The organism is Lacibacter cauensis (assembly GCF_007830055.1).
Taxonomy (GTDB): domain Bacteria; phylum Bacteroidota; class Bacteroidia; order Chitinophagales; family Chitinophagaceae; genus Lacibacter; species Lacibacter cauensis.
Genome location: NZ_VLLE01000003.1, coordinates 99,885 through 121,578 on the forward strand (window position 1 = coordinate 99,885; position 21,694 = coordinate 121,578).

Genomic DNA, 21,694 nt, shown 5'->3' on the forward strand with positions numbered 1-21,694 from the left:
ATAACAATAAAACAGGCCGGTTATGGTACTGCAACAGTTACAGGTTGTAAGCCGTTTTTAAATACGCTTGCAAACTTGTTGGTTTGCGGCCGAGCAATTGCTCCAATGCCGGGCTTACATAATTGAAATCGTTGTTTTGAATACCTGCAGCAAATGCAGCTGACATACCAATAATTTCGGCAGGTAAGCCAAGGCCTTTTAACGCTTCTTCAAATGCAGCAGGCTCTGGACTGATGTACTGCACTGTTTTTCCTACTAAGGTTGAAAGTGTGGTGGCAATGTCGGCAAATGAATAGGCAACTTCTCCTGTAAGTTCGTAGGTTTTGTTTTCGTGACCTTCAGTTACAAGAATGTTTGCTGCAGCCTCACCCAGATCCTGTCTTACTGCAAAACTTACTTTGCCTTCACCTGCAGGAAAGAAGATGCCCGTGTCTGTTGCCTGTGGTCCGGCAAACATCGGAATAACATCTGCATATAAACTGTGCTGCAAAAGCGTATACGTCAGTCCGCTTGCTTTAATGTAAGCATCGGTCTGGTAGTGATCGCTCATAAAAGTATTTAGAGGCGATGTTTCGAAGTTTTGCATGGTTACACCGGTGTACAGCAAATGTTTTACACCTGCTGTTTTTGCAGCATCCACCACATTTTTATGCTGGCCAAGACGATCATTAAAATCGCTGGACGAAATGAATAATACTTTATCAATACCCTGCAACGCAGTTGCCAATGCTGCTTTGTCCTGATAAGTTGCCACCCGAATACTTACGCCCTGTTGTTGAAAAGCAGCAGCTTTGTTTTCATCTCTTACCAATACGGCCAATTCGCTTGCGGGTATTTTTTTTAATAATTCGTTTACAACAATTGTTCCCAACTGACCGGTTGCTCCTGTTACTAAAATCATGATCTACGTTTTACTTGTTTAATTTTTTTTGATGGAGCAAAACTACCCTACCTTTACTATATAAAATATAGCAGTATACTTTAGTATACTGCTATCAAAAAGTATAGTAACCGCAATAACATGGCAGCAGCAACACTTAAGAACATTCAGAAATGCCCCACATCGTATGTGCTGGCAATACAGGATACATTGAATGCATTCCAGGGAAAATGGAAGATGCCGATTATCGGCACACTTCTGTTCGGCAAAAAAAGGTTTAAAGAAATTGAAAGGGAAATACCCAAGATCACACCCCGCATGTTATCGCAGGAGTTAAAAGATCTGGAGATGAACGGCATCATCAGCCGAACTGTATATGCAACATCACCTGTAACGGTAGAATACGAACTAACCAAATCGGGCAAACAATTGAGCAAGGTTGTAGAAGCCATGCTCGAATGGGGTTTGCAGCACCGCCGTGCAAACATGCTGGAGTTGCTGCCGATACTGCAAACGAAAACGGCGTAATGTTCAGATGAACTTGGCAATACTCATGCAATAACCCAGATGCAATCCTTCGTGGTAATTATTAAACGTAACAGCATCTTCCAGGTTGTGTAAATCAAAACCTGTAACTGTTTTACGCTGGTTAAACGTTTGAAAAATGTTGTTTGTGAGATCAGCTTCTGTTTTTTCAATGAGCGATGTAAGGAGTTCTTTTATTTCATCGGCTTCCTGTTGTATAATAGCTGCAGTGGGTTTTGTACCGGGTTTGTAACGGTTAAAAAAATCATCGCTGATGCACATCGGTATATTGCATGAACGATAAACCAACCCCTGCTGTGCAGCAATGACATGCCCGATGTTCCAGATGAGATTGTTATTGAAACCAGCAGGAATAGTATTGAGTTGTTCAAGGTTGTATTTTTCAAACATTCCCGAAAAAATACTGCGGCTTGTTTTCCAGTGAAGAAGTGTTGATTCCATGAATGATGAGGTTGATATATTTGTGCAAGCTAAAGAAATTATTTTTGTAGTTAATTGACTGTGTCTCCACTAGCCAAGATCTAGAATTAAACTAAGAACATAAAACAAAACAGCCGATGCAATGGCACCGGCTGTTCTTATCAGTTCTCATCCGCAGTCATCTGCGTTTCTATTTTCTTAATAATTCACCACCTGTTCTTCAATTACCGCCGGTAATTCTCTCCACTCGTATTGTTGTGTGCGGAGCTGTGGTTCAAACCCTGCTTCACGAATAGCTTCCTGGATAGATTTGTAGGTGAAACGATGCGGCGCACCTGCAGCACTCACCACATTTTCTTCCAGCATAATACTGCCAAAGTCGTTGGCACCTGCATGTAATGCGAGCTGTGCTGTTTGTTTACCTACTGTTAACCAGCTCGCCTGTATATTCTTTACATTCGGCAGCATAATACGGCTCATTGCAATCATGCGGATGTATTCCTCTGCTGTAGTTAAATTATGTACACCACGGATCTTTGCCAGTAACGTATTCACATCCTGGAAAGTCCACGGAATAAAGGCAAGGAAACCTTTTGCATCAGCCGGTTTGCGGCTTTGCACTTCACGGATTTTTTCGAGGTGTTCAAAACGTTCACGCAAAGTTTCAACATGACCAAACATCATGGTACCACTGGTCGTAATATTCAGCTTGTGTGCTTCGTGCATAATATCCAGCCATTCTTGTGCACCACATTTGCCTTTGCTGATTAAACGACGAACACGATCAATCAAAATTTCTGCACCTGCACCGGGTAACGAATCCATACCAGCTTCTTTTAACGCCTTCAACACTTCGTGGTGTGTACTTTTTTCCAGCTTGGTAATATGTGCCACTTCGGGTGGTCCGAGGGTGTGTAGTTTAATGTTGGGGTATAAAGCTTTTAATTGTTTAAACAGCGTTACATAAAAATCCAGTCCAAGTTCGGGATGGTGACCGCCTTGCAGCAGTAACTGATCGCCACCCCAGCGGATGGTTTCATCGATCTTCTTCTTATACGTTTCAATATCGGTAATGTATGCTTCGGGGTGGCCGGGTATACGGAAGAAGTTACAGAACTTACAATTGGCAATACACACATTGGTCGTGTTCACGTTCCGGTCTATCTGCCAGGTTACTTTCCCATGCGGCACCTGTTGTTTACGTAATTCATCGGCTACAAACATCAGCTCGGTTAACGGTGCATGCTCGAAAAGATAGATACCTTCTTCAACCGTTAAAAACTCAAAGTTCGAAGCCTTTTGATAAAGATCATTCAGATTCATAGAAATCAAATTAAGAAATGAATACCTGAAACAGGCAGATGCGAAGAATCCTGCTTAACCGCTCATCTGTGTTTATCTGCGTTTATCGGTAGCTGCAAAGGTACAGCCTGATAATTTATGAACCACGAAGCATTTTTCTTGTTTCCATTGTCTAACTTGTAGTACACGTGAATCTTATCAGAACGATATGCCTGCTCCTGCTCTGCGGCAAACTGCTTGCCCAGGATAACGATTTTCCGCCTGCCCGTCTGCTTACCAGTTTCCGGTTCGAACAACTGAGCGGCGGTATAATTGTGTTACACGCCACACTCAACAACCTGCCCGATACGCTTAATTTTATTTTAGACTCCGGCAGCGGCGGTATTTCGCTAGACACGCTGACTGCTCTTTACTATAAACTAACTATTGAACCGAGCGATCGTACCGTCCGTGGCATTGGTGGTATAAAACCGATTCAATACTACAAAAACGGTACACTGCATTTTCCCGGGCTGGATGTGACGAACCTTGATTTCCACATCAACGATTATGAAATTCTAACATCGGTTTACGGTTTACGGGTAGATGGTATTATCGGTTACTCGTTTTTGCGCAGGTATATTGTGGCGCTCGATTACGATAAACAAATGATGAGTGTGTATACGCCGGGTGCTTATAAATATCCCAAAAACGGAACAGTGCTGAAACCATCGTTTGCATCGATACCTATTACCACACACCAGGTGCAGGATGAGCGTACCAACCTGTTGAATTTGTATTTCGATACCGGTGCAGGATTGTGTGTGCTGTTGAGTGAACGCTTGATGAAAGACAGTGCTTTTTTGAGTAAGAATAAAAAATCGGTAAACACACAGGTAGAAGGGTTAATTGGCAAGATCAATATGCGTTTGACAACCATGAAAAAAATGCGCATTGGCCGATACAAATTTTCAAAAGTACCCATTCATGTGTACGACGATTCGCTGAATGTACTCGGTTACCCTTCGGTTGCCGGTTTGTTGGGCAGCGATCTGTTGCGCAGGTTTAATATTGTGTTTAACTATCCGGAACGGTTAATCCATTTATCGCCTAACTCGCACATGCGTGATGCGTTTGATTATTCGTACACCGGTATGAATTATTATTTTATTGATGGTAAAGTGGTGATTACAGAAATACAGCAAGGATCTCCTGCCGAACAGGCGGGTTTAATGCCCGGCGATGTAATATTCGGTATTGAAAATAATTTCAGCAATAACATTAACCAATACAAACTGCTGCTGCAACACCCGGGACAAAAAGTGCGCATTCTCATATTCCGCAACACCGTTCCGAATATGATTGAGTTAAAAGTTGGCAGTATTTTAAAGTAACAGCTTCCCTCATTCGTTTTTTACCGAATTTTACAGTTCCTTTCCTTAACAGGAAAAAGTATGAGATGTGATCTCTCTTTTTAAGTGAAGAAGAAAAAGCAAATTATGGTACAGTTTGAACGTTATACATTATCGAACGGATTACGATTATTAATTCATAAAGATGCAGCTACGCCCATGGCTGTGGTGAATGTGTTGTACGATGTGGGCGCAAGAGATGAACATGAACACCAAACAGGTTTTGCGCATTTGTTTGAGCATTTGATGTTTGGCGGCTCCATTAACATTCCCGACTACGACGAGCCTTTGCAGTTGGCCGGTGGCGAAAACAATGCATACACCACCAACGATCTTACTAACTACTATTGTCAGTTGCCTGCTGAAAATCTTGAAACTGCATTTTGGTTAGAAAGCGATCGTATGCTGAGTCTTGCCTTCAGTGAAAAAAGTTTAGATGTGCAACGCAAAGTGGTGAGCGAAGAGTTTAAAGAACATTATCTCAACAAGCCTTATGGCGATGTATGGCACAAAATGCGGGAGATGGCGTACAAACAACATCCCTACAAATGGATGACGATTGGTAAAGAGCTGAAACATATTGAAGATGCACAACTGCAGGATGTAAAGAATTTTTTCTTTAAACACTATACACCGTCGAATGCTATTTTGGTTGTAGCCGGCAATGTAGAAACAGAAAAAGTGTTACAGCTTGCAGAAAAATGGTTTGGTCCTATTCCTGCGGGTGAAAAATATGTACGTACACTTCCGAAAGAACCGGTGCAAACAGAAGCCCGCAGACTTGAAGTAAAAGCCGATGTACCGTTGGATGCATTTGTAAAAACATGGCATATGGCCTCACGCCTCGAACGTGGTTATTACATTACCGATTTAATTACCGACATATTGGGTGGCAGCGCCAGCAGCCGTTTGTACGAGCAGTTGGTGAAAGGTAAAAATCTCTTCAGTAATATTGAGTGTTATCATTTCGGTTCAATCGATAATGGTTTGCTTACGATTGAGGGCAAACTGGTAAAAGGTGTAAAGATTGAAGATGCAGAAGCAGCGGTGAATGAAGAAGTGCAGAAGATGACGCAGGAGCTGGTGGATGAAAAGGAACTGCAGAAAGTGATTAACAAAACCGAAAGCACCATTTTGTTTGAAGATATGAGCGTGATGAGTCGTGCAAACAGTCTGGCTTATTACGAACTGTTGGGCGATGCAGAGCTGATGAATACAGAACTGGGCAAATACCAAAGCATTACTGCAGAAGAAGTACTGGCCGAAAGCAAGAAAATATTCGACGAGCGCAACAGTAACACCTTGTATTATTTGAGTAAGAATTAATGAGGCACCAGCACGAAGCAAACAAAAAATTAAAAACAAGAAATTTCGAATGAGCATAGCAACCGAACAATTGAACAGAACAATCGCTCCCGTTATAAAAGATGCAACCGAGTTTGAACTGAAGTTAAAACCGTATGAAAAATACGTGCTGGATAATGGCGTGGAAGTATACGCTGTAAATGCAGGCACACAGGAAGTAATGAGTGTGGAACTGGTGTTCAGCGCAGGTAACTGGTACGAGCAGCAGAATAATATTGCAGCAGCTACTAACTTTTTAATCAAGAACGGTACTAAAAATAAAACTGCTTTTCAACTGAACGAGCATTTCGATTATTACGGTTCGCACCTTACACGTGGCTGTTACAACGAAACGGCCAATATTGTACTGCATTGCATCAACCGTCATTTAGCAACGCATTTACCGGTTGTTGCCGAAATGATTACCGATGCCATTTATCCGCAGCACGAACTGGATATCTATCGACAGAACATGAAGCAGCGGTTGACGGTGAATTTGAAGAAATGTGATTTTGTTGCAGGCCGTTTAATTGATGAGTATGTGTTTGGTAAAAATCATCCGTATGGTGTGTACAGCAACAAAGAAGATTATGATGCCCTGCAACAGGAACAATTACAGGCATACTATAAGCAATATTATACCGAAGGTAAGTGCATCATTTTTGCAGCGGGTTTATTGCCGGCAGATTTTGTGCAACAGCTCAACAGCACGATTGGTCAGCTGCCGTTGAATAAAAAAGAAATACCAAGTATTGTTCATCCGCTAACGCCGGCTGAGCAAATGAAATACCGCATCATGAATGATGAGAAAGGTGTGCAGGGTGCTATCCGTTTGGCACAACCGTTCCCGAATCGTCATCACCCCGACTTTCAAAAAGTACAGGTGCTGAATACGTTGTTTGGCGGTTTCTTTGGCTCACGTTTGATGAGTAATATCCGTGAAGAAAAAGGTTATACCTACGGTATTCACAGCTATATCCTCAACCATATTTCTACAACTGCATGGATGGTGAGCACCGAAGCCGGCAGAGATGTATGTGAAGCAACCATTACTGAAGTGTATAATGAAATGCGTGACCTGCGTGATGAACTGGTGGATGAAGAAGAATTGCAACTGGTGAAGAATTATCTCATCGGTACAATTCTTGGTGATCTTGATGGTCCGTTTCATATCATTGGCCGTTGGAAAAATTTAATTTTAAACGGACTGGATGAAAACTATTTTTATAATTCGGTGAACATCATCAAAACGATTTCGGCAAAAGAATTGCAGGAACTGGCAAATAAATATCTGCAGCCGGAGAAGTTTTATGAGTTAGTGGTGGTTTAATTGTGCGCTTTGCTTACAATCTTCAACACAGAGTTGAAGAGATGTTGAGAACACAGTTGGAGAAAGAATGATGAGGGTGCCCATATTGGAGATTAAAGTTGCGATGTGTATTTTGTTGTATGAAGCTTGAAGATTACAACAGCATAACACAAACGATTATTGGCAGTGCCATTGAGGTACATCGGGAACTGGGTCCGGGTTTGATGGAATCTGTATATGAAGTTTGTCTGCTTAAATTGTTAAGGGATGCCGGATTGAAGGTTGAAAAACAAGTCTCGTTACCGGTATATTTCAAAGGCGAAGAGCTCGATAAGCAATTCATTATCGATGTTCTGGTAGAAAATGAAATAATTCTTGAACTTAAATCGGTAGAAGTATTATTACCTGTTCATGAGGCGCAACTTGTTACTTATTTGAAACTTGCTGATAAGCGCCTTGGTTTATTAATTAATTTTAATGTAGTTCTGTTAAAAGAAGGTATAAGACGAAGAATTAATGGAATAATTGATACTGTTTAAAACAGTAAAATTTTTAACCGGGGGTTGGATAATAAATTTCAGTGTTAATCTGTACCTCCTCAACTCTGTGTTGAACTATGAAATTTGTTCTCAAGGTGCTCATCACTGCTGTGAATGCTTTTTTGCTGGCTTATTTATTACCTGGTATCAGTATCAATCATTTTTTTACGGCAATTGCTGTAGCATTTGTATTGGCATTGCTTGATGCGGTGGTAAAACCAATTTTGGTTTTGTTTACGTTACCCGCTACTATTTTTACATTGGGTCTGTTTCTTTTTGTAATAAACGCCTGTATTATTTTGCTCGATGCCTACTTTGTAAAAGGCTTTGTGGTAGATGGTTTCTGGTATGCACTATTGTTCAGTATTTGTTTGTCCATCATTAATTCCATTGTACACAAAATGGTATTGAAAGAAGAAGGAAGAAGCGATAATTAAATTATTGCAGCAACAGTTTTACTGTAAACCGTTGCGCCCTGTTTTCTAAAATACATTGGTAAATGCCTTTTGGTAATTGCGATGCCTGTAAACTGAACAATTCCACCCCTTCATCAATCATTACCGCTTTCACCATGCTGCCGTTGGTATTAATGAGTTTTAAAGCTGATTTGTGTTGTGTGCGTGGAAAGCTGAACTCCAGGTTGCTGCCCCGCTGCCGAACTTTTAATTCGCCTTTTGGTTGAGGTGTTGTTTTGTTTGCTGTTGCAGCTGCCGGTGTTTGCAACGAAAAGCCGAGCAAAAGAAATAATAGCAGAAAATGTTTTACCGAATAGGCCGAAACCTGAACTTTGTTTTTCATCTTAGGATTATCAGTTTTTATTGTTCACCTGAAATTATACTGAAACGAATTCACGGAACAGGATGACCCGATTGGTTTCAGTAGAAATTTCATCAGAATATTGCTTGTTGTTATGGTCTTCGATCGCAAACATCTATCCAACGCCGAGCTTATCAGCATTTACAGAAGTCTGCTGTACCCCAGATTAATCGAAGAAAAGATGCTTTTATTGCTCAGGCAGGGAAAAATTAGCAAATGGTTTAGTGGTATTGGCCAGGAAGCCATTGCTGTGGGTGCAACCTTGGCGCTGGAGCAGGATGAATGGATCATGCCGTTGCACCGCAACCTCGGTGTGTTCACCACCCGCAGCATGCCGTTGCACAAACTCTTTATGCAATGGCAGGGTAACAAAGAAGGCTACAGCAAGGGTCGTGAACGCAGTTTTCATTTCGGCAGTAAGGAGCATCATGTGTGTGGAATGATTTCGCATCTCGGTCCGCAGTTAGCGATTGCCGACGGCGTGGCGTTGGCGAATAAATTAAAAAAAGCCGATAAAATTTCTCTTGCATTTACCGGTGAAGGTGGTACCAGCGAAGGCGATTTTCACGAAGCATTGAACGTAGCTGCCGTGTGGGATCTGCCGGTGATCTTTATTATTGAAAACAATGGTTATGGATTAAGTACCCCAACCAATGAACAGTACCGTTGCGAAAGTTTGGTTGAACGTGCAAGAGGTTATGGTATGGAAGGCGTAAAGATCGATGGCAATAATATTCTGTCGGTAATCGATACCATCAAAGGTGTGCGTCAGTACAGCATTGAACATCAGAAACCCTACCTCATCGAATGCATGACGTTTCGTATGCGTGGCCACGAAGAAGCCAGCGGTACTAAATATGTTCCTAAACATTTGTTCGAGATATGGGAAGAAAAAGATCCCATCAAAAATTACGAATCGTATCTGCTGCACGAAGCTGTATTAACTGAAACAGGTATTGAATCTATTCGTGCAGAGCTGAAAGAAAAGATTGAACAGGAGCTGCAGGTTGCTTACCAGGCAAAACCGATGGAGATTGATACGGAAGAAGAGTTGGAGGATTTGTTTGCGGAGTCGGTAGTCGACAGTCGACAGTCAACAGTAAAGCATCTCGATCATTCAGACATTACTCACCACTCACCACTCACCACTCACGACAAGCGTTTTGTCGATGCCATCAAAGAAGCCCTTTATCAAAGCATGACCCAGCATCCCAACCTTGTATTGATGGGACAGGATATTGCAGAATATGGCGGTGCATTTAAAATTACCGAAGGTTTTGTGCAGGAGTTTGGCAAAGAGCGTGTACGCAATACACCTATTTGTGAAAGTGCAATTGTTGGTGCGGCGTTGGGTTTAAGTCTGCAAGGTTATAAAGGCTTGATGGAAATGCAGTTTGCCGATTTTGTAACAGTGGGCTTTAATCAAATCGTTAACAACCTGGCAAAGTTGCATTACCGTTGGGGACAAAATGCAGATGTGGTGATTCGCATGCCCACAGGTGGCGGCGTTGGTGCAGGTCCGTTTCACAGTCAGAGCAATGAAGCTTGGTTTACCAAAACACCGGGTTTAAAAATCGTGTATCCATCCACACCCATGGATGCAAAAGGTTTGTTGATTGCTGCCATCAATGATCCCAACCCTGTTTTGTTTTTCGAACACAAAGCATTGTATCGTTCGGTAAGTGGTGCTGTGCCCGAAGCGTATTACGAAATCGAAATCGGCAAAGCAAGACATGTACGCAGTGGCGATGAAGTAGCAATTATTACCTATGGCGCAGCTGTGCATTGGGCCGAAGATTATGCAGCGGAACATCCTGAAATTTCCATTGATATTCTTGACTTGCGTTCACTGGCTCCATTGGATTATGCTGCGATTCGTGCAGCGGTGCAACGAACCGGTCGTGTGTTATTGTTGCACGAAGACACACTGATCGGCGGTATTGGTGGTGAAATTGCAGCATGGATTGCCGAACATTGTTTTGAATTGCTCGATGCACCCGTAATGCGTTGTGCTTCGCTGGATACGCCGATTCCGTTTAATATTGAACTGGAACAAAATTTTATGGCAAAGGCAAGGTTACATGAAACGATGCAAAAACTCATCAGCTATTAGTTTTCCAGGCTCTGCTTTACACAGTTGTAAGCCATTTGGGCACGACGGTTAAATAATGAAACAGAGCCGGACAGAATTTGATTTTTTCAAGTATTTTCATTGCAAACACGCAACCTTCATGAAAGGCTTTTTTTTAGTTGCAGCAGGTTTATTTATTCAACTTCAAACCCTTGCCCAGAATTTTAAAACAACCATGCAGCATGCGTTTATGATTACACGTATGGCCGAAAAGTTTCACGTACAACCCAGGCCATTCGATGACGCATTCAGCAGTTTACTCTTTCAGCAATTTATTAAAGCAGCCGATGAAAATGGCTCTGTTTTTCTTGCAGAAGATGTGCAGCAATTGAACGCTTTTGAAAAAAAGCTTGATGAAGAGATTAAAGCAGGTAAAACAGATTTTCTGCAAACTGTAACTGCTATCTGGAAAAGACGTGTCCGACAAAATGATTCTCTTGCTCAAATCATTTGTAAAACACCTTTTGCGCTTACGCAAACCGATCTGCTCAACCGATCCCGCAAAACAGAATATGCAGTTTCGCTTACCGCCCGGCAGCAACAACTGTACAGGCAACTTAAGTGGGAAATACTGGATGCTGTTACCGATATTCTCCTCGTAAATCCTGAGCGGATTAATCAAAAGAAATTTACAGACAGTGCTGAAGCTGTTTATCGAAAGCGGTTGTTGACGAGTGTACAAAAGCAATATGCCCGCCAGTTGAAAAATGCCGATGATGTATTAACAACATTGTTTTGTAATACGGTAGCGAACTGTTACGATCCGCATACTGTTTATATGCCCGAAGAAGAAAAGGAAGCATTTGATGAAGGAACAGGGCAAACACCGTTACGTTTCGGTTTGTTGTTTGATGAAGATGAAACCGGAAAAATTCTTGTACAGCAGCTACAACCCGGCAGCTCTGGTTATAAAAGTGGTGCAATTAATCCAGGCGATCAGATGATTGCCATACAGCAACCCGGACAATCAGCAATAACAGTTGTAGGTAGTCCTTTCAATACAGTTGATAGTTTAATGCAAACAATTAAGTCGGAGAAACTAGTGCTGACTGTTAAAAAGCCCGACGGCACAACAAGACAGGTAACCTTATTCAAAGAGCGTTTTCTTACCGAAGAAGATGAAGAAGACCTGGTGCAGGGTTATGTATTGAATGGTACTAAAAAGATCGGTTATATCTCTATCCCCGATTTTTATTTCGATTGGGAAAATACAGCTGTTGGTTTAAACGGTTGCGCCAATGATGTAGCAAAAGAAATTGTGAAGTTGAAAAAAGAAAATATCGAAGGACTTATTATTGATATTCGTTTTAATGGAGGAGGTTCTGTACAGGAAGCAATTGAACTTACGGGTATTTTTATTGATGGCGGTCCTGTTGCACAATACAAACAGCGAGAAGGAAAGCCGGCGACATTAAAGGATGTAAACAGCGGAAGTATTTTCACAGGCCCGGTGTTGGTAATGGTAAATGGTTACAGTGCTTCTGCATCCGAATTATTTTCGGCCGCCTTGCAGGATTATAACCGGGCGCTGGTTGTTGGTACACCTACTTACGGTAAAGCAACAGGACAAATTATTTTACCGCTCGATACAACAATTACACTTGAAACTGCAAAAGCAAAAAAAACCGATGTCTATTTAAAAATAACAACTTCGGCTTTGTACCGGCTAACCGGTAAAACAGCGCAACAGCAAGGTGTAGAACCCGATGTTATTTTGCCCGATCTTTTGCAGTCGATTGCCGAAAGAGAAAAAGATCAGACAACAGCGTTTCGTTTAAATACGATTGAAGCAAATAAATACTACAAACCGCTGCCCGGTGTTACAAAAGCAGATTTACAAACTACAGCCAGGATGCTTATCGATACATCGGGTTACTTTAAAAAAATCGGCGAGTTTGAAAGCTGGTATAAATCAATGGAACAATCGGCAAGTTTTTCACTTACGCTTAAAGATGTATTTGCATTTAAACAAAAGCAAACTCTGTTTGCGGAGTACTTTGAATCGTACAAACCAGTTTCGCAATTTAAAGTAGATAATCATCAACTACGCAAACAACGCCTGTTGGCAAGCGCCGTATTAACAGAATCGGATAATGAAGTGAAAACATTTATTTCTTCCGACCCATATATTCAGATCTGTTATAAGCTGGTGCAACAAATGATAAAATAAGACAAACTACATACGCATATGAAAAAAACAATACTTACACTGCTCGTTGCTTTTACATTACTTGGTTCGGCTCAAGCACAGGACGATCCTGTTGCTTATATGAATATGATTGAAAAAGCAGAAGAAGAAGCAAACCAAAAATACCTGGCGTATGTAAGTACAGCTGCACATAGCGGAAGAGTAAAGAAAATAGAACGCATGCGCCAGCAGGTACTAACGGGTATTGAGAATAGTCGTAATAAAGTAATTGCATTACCGCTTTACAAAGGTGATAAAACGTTGTGGCAAAGCAGTATCGATTATTTGAAGCTGCTGTATCTTGTTTTTAGTGAAGATTACGCCAAGATTGTGAACATGGAAGATATTGCTGAACAGTCGTTCAACGAAATGCAGGCCTATCTGCTGTTGCAGGAAAAAACATCAGAAAAACTAAATGATGCAAGCGAAAAGCGTTCGAAGGCAACTAAAGATTTTGCAGCAAAGAATAACATAAAGCTGGTAGAAGGAAGTTCTGAGTTTTCGGAAAAAATGAAAAAGGCGGGTGAGGTTATGGAATACAGGAATAAAATTTATCTGCTGTTTTTTAAATGTAACTGGCAATGGAACGAAATGAACAAAGCCATGAAGACGAACAAGGTAAACGATATTGAACAGGCCAGAAATGCCGTTATAACTTATGCGAATGAAGGTTTAGCTGTGTTGGATACAATAAAACATTTTGCAGGTGACCCAACACTTGGTAATGTTTGCAAAACAATATTGAACCAGTTTAAGCGCATGTCGGAAAAAGAGGTTCCGAAAATGACTGACTTTCTGCTTAAGAGTGAAAACTTTGAAAAGCTAAAGCGTTCATTCGACGCCAAACAGCAAAAAGATCGTACACAACAGGATATTGATCAATATAACAAAGCGGTGAATGACTTGAATGCAGGTGTTGGAGTTTTTAATACCACTGCAAAATACCTGGTGGATACTCAAAACGACCTGATCAATAACTACAGTAAAACAGATAAGGACTATGCCGACAGGCATACCCCTTACTTTAAAAAGTAACCTGCTGTTGCAGTATGATGAGAATACTAGTTGTAACAGGTTTAGCCGTTTCCCTTTTACTGTCGTGCAAAGAGCCATACAGTAAAACAAAAGAAGAAGCTAAACCTGTTATTCTTTTACAGCCCCTTGCATTTACTGATACAGCTACACTTTCCTTTCTAAAAGATTCAATCGAAAAGTTTTATCCTGTTAGCATTGTAATCGCTGAACCAAAACAATTTCCGGCAAATACATATTACAAACCCCGCAACCGTTACCGTGCCGATTCAACAATCAAATGGCTTAAAGAAATAAAGCCCGATTCTGCTATAACAATTGTCGGACTAACGAAAGAAGATATATCAACAAGCAAAAGCGGATATGTTGATTTTGGTGTGATGGGACTTGGTTATAAACCCGGCAATGCCTGTGTTGTTTCAACCTGGCGTTTAAAGAAAACAGCAAAGAGTGCACAACAAATACGAGAGCGGTTATTTAAAGTAGTAGTGCACGAAATGGGCCATAATTTTTGGCTCGACCATTGTGCCGATCAACAATGCACGATGGTAGATGCGGAGGCAAAAATGAAACTGGATGAGATAACCGGATTATGCAACAGCTGTAAACAGAAATTAAAAATTAAACGCCCCGCATAAACCGGGGCGTTGCACTGTTCTTATTCTCCGTTTAATTCGGACTGATAATTTTTCCGGTTACAATATGCGTACCCATTCGAACCCGGTAGAAGAGGATTGCGTAATTCATATTCTTATACTTCACAGCATTGCCTTTGCCTTTTACTATATCCACTTTCCGTTCGCTGAGCTTCTGTCCGTTTACAGTAAACATTTCAACAACTGCTGTTCCTTGTTCGGGCGACTCAATGTTTAGTGTAAAGTTGCCATGATGTGGATTGGGATAAACAGATGCACCGAGCACTCTTACCTCCGGCTCTGTAGCTTTAAGTACAGGAGCTGTAATTGGTGCAGAGCGTCCGTTTACTTCCTGTGTAACAAGCAATGTATAACAGTTGTACGATAAGCCTCCTGTTATACTAACGAAGTAAGTTGTATTAGCAGGTAATGCATACCATTTACCCGATGCATTTGTTTGATAAGGCGTTAACGCTGCTGTGTTATTTCCTGCTGCATACAGATTGTAGGTGAAATTGATTGAAGGATGCGTAACAAATACAACATAATTACCGGCAGTTCCTGTTGTAAACTTAAACCAGTCTGCTGCATCTGTTGCGAGCGCTATTCGTGCTAATACAGGCATACTGAACGGTATTACCTTTGCCTGGTTTTTACTGTTGTTGCCTTCGTATTCATCGCTTCCATTATCGGTTATACTTACAACTTTATTTACTGAGCAGCCGTTGGCATCGGTAACTGTAACAGTATAATCACCTGCATACAAACCTTTAATTGTATTTGCGCCAATAGGTGTTCCGTTTATTGTGTAAGTATAAGGTGCGGTTCCGCCACTGCCTGTTGCAGTAATGGTACCAAGGCTGTTACAACCTGTTGCATTTGTTTTAGCAGTTGATAGTGAAAGTGCCGATGCCGGTTGGGTAATAGTATATGATTTATTTACCACGCAACCGCTTCCGTTATCTGTTATACGTACACTGTAATTACCAGGAGCAAGATTACTGATACTGTTTGTTGTTGCTCCCGTGTTCCATAAATAACCGAAGCTACCACCGGAACCACCGCTTGCATTTACGCTTATAGAACCATTTGCAGCACCACGACAGGTAACATTGTTTACAATCTCGTTTACAAGTATTTCAGCTCGTGATGTAACAGCTAACGGCAAAGTGAACTTACATCCGTTTTTATCGGTAACGGTAAGTGTGTAATTACCCGCAGCAAGATTACTGATGTTTGATTGTGTTGAAGTAAACGAACCGTTGAGTCCGCTCCAGCTGTAACTGTATGCAGGTGTTCCTCCACTTACTGTTACAGTAATGCTGCCTGTACTTTGATTATAACAGGTGCTTTGTACCGTACCTGAAACGGTTAATGCTGTTGGTTGTAAAACTGTTTTTGTAACAAAGCCGGTACAACCGTTTGCATCACGTACTGCAATTGTATATGTACCTGCAGTCAAATTAGTAAAGCTGTAAGGTAAACTGCCCGGTTCAAAACTGCCACCATTTTTGCTAAAGGTAAATGGCGCAGTACCATTGGCATTTGTAATGGTAATTATTCCATTATTACCATTGAAGCAACTCACATTTGTAACAGATGCCGACGGGTTAAAAGGCTCACTTACAGTAAGTGAAATGCTGGCTGTTGCAGTGCATCCGTTTGCATCGGTAACAGTTACTGTGTATGTTCCAACAGGTACATCGCTGATAGATGGAGTGGTTGCTCCGTTACTCCAAGAGTAGGTGTAATTGGCTGTACCACCGTTGGCCAATACTGTTGCCTTATTAGAACAAGCTGTTGAGTTATTTGTAATGGATGCAGTTAAAAGAGCAGGTTGTGTTACCTCATATGATGCGGTGTTTGTACAGCCGTTTGCATCGGTAACTGTTACTGTATAGGTTCCAGCGGCAAGGTTGCTGATTGCATCGCCGGTAGATCCATTACTCCAGCTATAGCTATATGGTTCCGTACCGCCTTGGGCAACAACAGCAGCCGATCCGTTTAATTGACCATAACATAAATTATTCGAGCCGCTTGCGGTTGCGGTTAACGTTGCAGGCTCTGTAATGGTAACCTCAATTACACCTGGTCCATTTGCTTCAGGGTCCGTAATGTAAACGTTAGATCCATTACCATCCGTTATTGACAGACGGTAAGTGCCCGCTGCAAGACCAGTTGGATCTTCGGCATTCGAAATAAATGTTGCATCGCCAACTTTTGTCCATGTATAAGTAAACGGAGTTTTGCCGTACGATGTGGTAATGTTTATTGAGCCATTAGCTGTGCCATTACATGTTACATTGGTTGAACTGTTTAATGTAATTAAGGTTGGATAACCGTCACATGAATTTGGTACTGGTTGGAATCCGGTTGCTACGTCAGTATCAGTTCCGTTAGTAAGCCATGGAACAATATTAACAGTAGCTAATGTAAGCTTCTTAATAAAATCCTGTGCAGCTGCAGAACCGTACCAGTTGCAGGATGCGTTAATTACATTGGCAGCAGGAATTGTTCCGTTGTTTATTGAAATCGAGTCGCTGGTGAAACTGTTATTATTAACATTTACAGTTACACCCGGATAAATATTGCCATAACCAATATAAGTATCTCTGCCATTTGTAGCATCATAAACTGCAAACGAATTTTTAAAGCCATTGATTTTATTGTTGAGAATATTAACAACGGAACCGCTTTGGAGGAAAGAATTACTTCCGTTATCAGGATGTAAAGTAATAGCCGGGCTTACAGGCAAATCAATTCCTGCTGTTTTTGGTTGCTGATTGAAGCCTGTTAAATTGATTTCATTTTTCTCAATAATAGCATTTAACAGGTTACCACGAACCATAATGGGACGTATGAGATGTGCAGGTACTGTACTTAAATCTCCTGCATAGGTGATTTTATTATTTCTAATTGTTAGTGACGGGTTTAAAACACTGTTCATAAAAATTAAATTCATGCTGCCCAGCAGAGTAGTTGTACCTGCAATAGCTGTACCCGAAATGGTATTGCCTTCAACCTTAAACGATGATGTAGCACCAACCGCATTGCCGCCCTGTCGGGTATACTGCACAAAAGGTACAATACCGGTACTTCCATCGAGTGTATTATTTGTAAACAAAACATCAGAAGATTCGGCAAAACTGTTATTTCCAACAAATGCAGAGCCTGTGTTGGAGAAGGTATTCTTATTAATATTTGTATAACCCAAGCTGTTTGTGTTTAACGCTGTTGCTGCCTTATCAAAAACGTTATTCGTTATAGTTAAGTAGGCTACAACACCTGCATTGCCTATTACTATACTGTTTTGTGTACGCTCGGTAGTGCCTGTTACTACAAATGAGTTATTATAAATATTCACACCGCCAAACTTGTTTATTCTCACTGAATTTCCTAAGGAAGCATCTTCTTTTTCAAATCTGTTTTCATTTATAATCAAATTCCAGTTAACAAGCGAAGAAATACTGGCACCGGTGCCAGCACCATTTAAAACGAATGCCGGAAATATGCTGTTTAATCTTAACCGGTTTCTGCTCAACGTAATATTTCCAAAAGATGTATTAACTAAGCTAACAGCATTACCTGTTGGAGTAAAGGTTAAGCCTGTAATACTTATACCGTCGGCGCCAATTATCCACGTTGAATTGTCGATGATGGATTCTGTGTTACGTACAGGATTAATCAGCAAAGGATCAGATGAGCTGTTGGGTGATGTATTGTAATTTGTTCCAATGATTTGAACCTGTTTACTGATTGTTGTGTTTTGCGCCGAATAAGTTCCTGCATCTACATAAATGGTAGCTCCCGGTGATGCTTTTGTAAGCGCTGCATCAATGGTTGCTAATGGTGATGTGGGGGTGGTTCCTTCATTCGCATCATTACCAACTACAGTTGTAAAAAGATCACCCGTGGTACTGTTGTCATTTACAAAATAAACATTGCTGCTTGCTCCGCATGTTTCATTATGCTGAAATCCGGGTTGGGTACTTGCATCGGTTCCATCAATAAACCAAGGATAGTAATTAACTCCCGCATTTACTTTGGTGATTACAGATGCTGCATTAGTAACGCCATACCAGTTACAGTTGGCTGTAACATTTGCACCACCAGTTCTGTTAATAGCTAACGCACCTGCGCCTGTAAATGCATTTTGTGTAATACTGGCTGATGTGGATGCAGAGATTTGTATACCACTGGAAATGTATTTATTGAATAAGTTGTTGGTTACAGTAATTCGATTAACAAAGGCAAACATACCAGCTGAGAAGCCTGGATTATTAACAGTTAGTGTGTTGTTGTTTACTGTACCTGTAATATTAGCACCTTCAAAATTTAAAGCAATATATTCTGCATCAAATTGATTGCCTTCTGCAGCAAACGTTTTTGCTGATGGGTTTGTAGCAGCGTCTACTCTTACAAACAGACCCTGGTTACCCCCTTGCAGTTTGCAATTTCTAACACTGCCACCACTCTGAATAATGATGGGCGATACACCTGAAGCAAGGTTACCCGTTACCGAAAGATCCTTGATGTTTACATCGCCGATATTTTGTGCTGTCTGTATTACAGCTTGTTCAGTAAACGGACCGGGAGGCGCAACTGTTGTAGCGGGCTTTAAAATGGAAGTGAGGTTTTGGCCTGCACCTATAATGGTAATTCCTTTTGTAATGGTTACCTGTTCTGTATATGTTCCCGCATCTACATAAATAAGATCATTTGCAGCAGCTGCGTTTACTGCATATTGTATAGTAGCAAATGGTGCTGATTGTGTTCCTGCATTTGCGTTACTACCAATAGCAGTTGTAAATACATCCCCATTTAAACTGTTATTATTTACATACCATGTGTTACCCGGAGGACAGGAAACGGCAGGTTGAAAACCAATATTGCTGCTTGCATCTGTTCCGTCAGTTAGAAAAGGAGTATAGATAAAGTTTCCATTTATTTTCGATGCTACAGTTCCAGCATCAGCAGAGCCAAACCAGTTACAAGTAGCTGTGGGCGTATTTCCTCCATTACCATTTCTGTTAATAGCAAACGAGCCGGTACCGGTAAAACTATTGGATGTGTAAGTGCCATTGTAACTTGATACAAGCATTCCGTCGCCAAAATAATTATTGATAATGTTGTTTTGAACAGTGAGTTGCGGCAGCGGACCAAAATCAAGTCCGGCAAAAATTCCTGAATACATGCCGGAAGGTTTTGTGATGTTGTTGTTCCTGATAATAGTTGTTAATCCGCTTCCCTGACAATTAATACCAATACCTGTTGGTTGAATCGTGTTGTTTTCAATGAGTGCTGTTTTTGTAGCAGATTCTATTCTGAAAAAGATTCCTTGGTTGCCATTTAAAAGTGTACAGTTCTTTACGCTGCCTCCACTTTGTATAATAATGTTTTGTGAAGTATTGTTACTGTTTATTGAAAGACCGGAAATGTGCACATCGCCAATATTCTGGGTCGTTTCAAATAATCCTATTTCGCTAAAGGGTCCCGGAGCCGGTACTAATGAAGAAGATGGTGGCGTAAAAAAGGTAAGCGTTTGGCCTGCGCCAATAATAGTTACGGCTTTATCAATAATTACCTGTTCAGAGAAGGTTCCCGCATCTACATAAATAACAGCACCAGGGGTTGCTTGCGATACTGCATATTGTAAACTTGCATAAGGTGCTGCAGCAGTTCCTGCATTAGCATTATTACCAATGGCGGTTGCAAACACATCGCCTGCGGTGTTGTTATCGTTTACATATAGTTTGGTTTTTATATTCTGTATGCCTCCTGAGTTATCATATTTAAATACTTCAAAGCCATTTACGCCATCATTAGCTGCAAAATAAACGGGGTTACCGGGGGTTAATAAATTGGGCAAGGAAGAACCGGTTGGATTAATATCTGCAACTAATTTGGTGTTCGCAGCAGTGCCATCTGTGATCCATAATTCGTTACCCGTTATACCATTTGTTGCCTGAAACATAATAGTTCCATTGGATTCAACTAAGAAAGAGGGAGAGCTGCTGCCGGACCCCGGTAAAATATCTTCCACCATTGTAGCAACAGTGCCGTTGTATTTCCACAGTTCAACTCCATTTGTTCCATTATTTGCAGAAAAATAAAGGGTGTTATTCAGAGCAGTAAAATTAATCGGGTTGGAACCGGCTGCACCGGGATTAATATCAGCAACCATATTTGTTCCGGCTGTTGTTCCATCGGTTACCCATAATTCATTACCATTACCATCTAAACCTGCGAAGAACAGATTGGTACCAATAGCCAAATAGCGGGGATAATTATTACCACCCGGAGTTGTACGTATTGTTTTTACCTGTGCTGTACCCGCTGCCGTTCCATCACTCTTCCAAAGGATATTACCTACTCCCGGTGAAACAGTCATAACATAAATATTATTTCCGGCCACCATTAAAAAGCTTGCAACAGCATTTGCTGTAGTAAAGTTATAGACCATGTATGTTCCTGCATTGGTACCATCACTTCTCCATAACTGGTCTGCACCGGTGCCCCCCTGGTCGTATACAATAAAATAAAGAATGCCGTTCATCGGTGTAAGAAAAACAACTTGGGGTAAGCCGGCAAAAGCGCTGAAATCATAAACCAGTGAAGTGCCCGCTGCTGATCCGTCAGTTCGTTTTAAGTATGCACGATTAATGTTTCCTGCATCTTTATCAATTACACTGTAGTATGTATAAGAACCCATTGAATTTATTTCCACAACAGGAACTTTGTTGTCAATAGGTTGAAATCGTTCAATGGCAACTGTGCCCGCCTGCGTGCCATCACTTGCCCATATTTCGCCATAACCGGCAATGTTATCGCCTGCAAAAACAATTTTATTTCCCAGCGCTGTAAGCTTATCTGCTTTTGTACTTATATAACCGGGATAGCTGAGATTTAATTTAATCGTGCCGGCACTTGTTCCGTCGGTGCGGTACAAACTTCTGTCTGTAGCTGCTCCTCCATCGTTTTCGTTAAAAAACGTATAGTTACTTGTTTTAACTATTTGCTGTATAGTTCCGCCTGTAGAACTTGGGGATACATCTTTTAGTAAAAGCGGGTTTTGGGGAAATGCAGCTATGTACGTACATAACAATACACAGCACAGTGCAACTTGTCTCATAATAAACAGTTGATGGTGATACAATGTGA

15 protein-coding genes are annotated in these 21,694 nt (G+C 41.1%); 10 read left to right on the forward strand and 5 right to left on the reverse strand.

Annotated elements, in window-relative coordinates; all coding sequences use genetic code 11:
* Positions 1-37 precede the first annotated feature (37 nt).
* Positions 38-901: an SDR family oxidoreductase gene (locus IQ13_RS05715; RefSeq protein ID WP_144885151.1), complete on the reverse strand. Its 864-nt coding sequence runs from the start codon at positions 899-901 to the stop codon at positions 38-40.
* Between the two features lie 120 nt (positions 902-1,021).
* Here IQ13_RS05715 and IQ13_RS05720 point away from each other — a divergent pair, with 120 nt between their 5' ends.
* Positions 1,022-1,408: a winged helix-turn-helix transcriptional regulator gene (locus IQ13_RS05720; RefSeq protein ID WP_144885152.1), complete on the forward strand. Its 387-nt coding sequence runs from the start codon at positions 1,022-1,024 to the stop codon at positions 1,406-1,408.
* 3 nt (positions 1,409-1,411) lie between these two features.
* Here IQ13_RS05720 and IQ13_RS05725 read toward each other — a convergent pair whose 3' ends face one another.
* Both IQ13_RS05725 and mqnC read right to left on the reverse strand, forming a co-directional pair.
* The gene (locus IQ13_RS05725; protein ID WP_144885153.1) at positions 1,412-1,867 is read right to left on the reverse strand and encodes a DinB family protein; all 456 of its coding nucleotides are present in this window, start codon (positions 1,865-1,867) and stop codon (positions 1,412-1,414) included.
* 177 nt (positions 1,868-2,044) lie between these two features.
* Complete coding sequence (mqnC, locus tag IQ13_RS05730) at positions 2,045-3,169, reverse strand: cyclic dehypoxanthinyl futalosine synthase (protein ID WP_144885154.1); 1,125 nt, start codon at positions 3,167-3,169, stop codon at positions 2,045-2,047.
* A 167-nt stretch (positions 3,170-3,336) separates the two neighbouring features.
* On the opposite strand from mqnC, the gene IQ13_RS05735 reads away from it, so the two are divergent.
* From IQ13_RS05735 to IQ13_RS05755, 5 genes are all read left to right on the forward strand, one after another.
* Positions 3,337-4,521: an aspartyl protease family protein gene (locus tag IQ13_RS05735; RefSeq protein ID WP_242009485.1), complete on the forward strand. Its 1,185-nt coding sequence runs from the start codon at positions 3,337-3,339 to the stop codon at positions 4,519-4,521.
* 105 nt (positions 4,522-4,626) lie between these two features.
* Positions 4,627-5,865, forward strand: a complete 1,239-nt coding sequence (locus IQ13_RS05740) for a M16 family metallopeptidase (protein ID WP_144885155.1) — start codon at positions 4,627-4,629, stop codon at positions 5,863-5,865.
* Positions 5,866-5,914: 49 nt separating this feature from the next.
* Positions 5,915-7,213, forward strand: coding sequence for a M16 family metallopeptidase (locus IQ13_RS05745; RefSeq protein WP_144885156.1), 1,299 nt, complete (start codon positions 5,915-5,917; stop codon positions 7,211-7,213).
* A gap of 119 nt (positions 7,214-7,332) precedes the next feature.
* A complete protein-coding gene (locus tag IQ13_RS05750; RefSeq protein ID WP_144885157.1) occupies positions 7,333-7,731 on the forward strand; it encodes a GxxExxY protein in 399 nt (132 codons plus the stop codon).
* 77 nt (positions 7,732-7,808) lie between these two features.
* Complete coding sequence (locus IQ13_RS05755) at positions 7,809-8,168, forward strand: phage holin family protein (RefSeq protein WP_144885158.1); 360 nt, start codon at positions 7,809-7,811, stop codon at positions 8,166-8,168.
* A 1-nt stretch (position 8,169) separates the two neighbouring features.
* Here the strand turns inward: IQ13_RS05755 and IQ13_RS05760 are convergent, their stop codons facing one another.
* Positions 8,170-8,529 carry a T9SS type A sorting domain-containing protein gene (locus IQ13_RS05760; protein ID WP_144885159.1) on the reverse strand — a complete coding sequence of 120 codons (360 nt, stop codon included), beginning with the start codon at positions 8,527-8,529 and terminating at the stop codon, positions 8,170-8,172.
* Positions 8,530-8,641: 112 nt separating this feature from the next.
* Here IQ13_RS05760 and IQ13_RS05765 point away from each other — a divergent pair, with 112 nt between their 5' ends.
* The 4 genes from IQ13_RS05765 to IQ13_RS05780 all read left to right on the forward strand — a co-directional run bounded on the left by IQ13_RS05765 (position 8,642) and on the right by IQ13_RS05780 (position 14,536).
* Entirely contained in the window at positions 8,642-10,660 is a 2,019-nt protein-coding gene (locus tag IQ13_RS05765) for an alpha-ketoacid dehydrogenase subunit alpha/beta (protein ID WP_199758195.1), read from the forward strand.
* Between the two features lie 118 nt (positions 10,661-10,778).
* The gene (locus IQ13_RS05770; RefSeq protein WP_158637326.1) at positions 10,779-12,848 is read left to right on the forward strand and encodes a S41 family peptidase; all 2,070 of its coding nucleotides are present in this window, start codon (positions 10,779-10,781) and stop codon (positions 12,846-12,848) included.
* Positions 12,849-12,866: 18 nt separating this feature from the next.
* Positions 12,867-13,901, forward strand: coding sequence for an LIC11966 family surface protein (locus tag IQ13_RS05775; protein WP_144885162.1), 1,035 nt, complete (start codon positions 12,867-12,869; stop codon positions 13,899-13,901).
* 14 nt (positions 13,902-13,915) lie between these two features.
* The gene (locus IQ13_RS05780; protein ID WP_144885163.1) at positions 13,916-14,536 is read left to right on the forward strand and encodes a Zn-dependent protease; all 621 of its coding nucleotides are present in this window, start codon (positions 13,916-13,918) and stop codon (positions 14,534-14,536) included.
* A 31-nt stretch (positions 14,537-14,567) separates the two neighbouring features.
* On the opposite strand, the gene IQ13_RS05785 is transcribed toward IQ13_RS05780, so the two are convergent.
* On the reverse strand, positions 14,568-21,665 hold the full coding sequence (locus IQ13_RS05785) for a beta strand repeat-containing protein (RefSeq protein ID WP_144885164.1): 7,098 nt from the start codon (positions 21,663-21,665) through the stop codon (positions 14,568-14,570).
* Between the last annotated feature and the right edge of the window lie 29 nt (positions 21,666-21,694).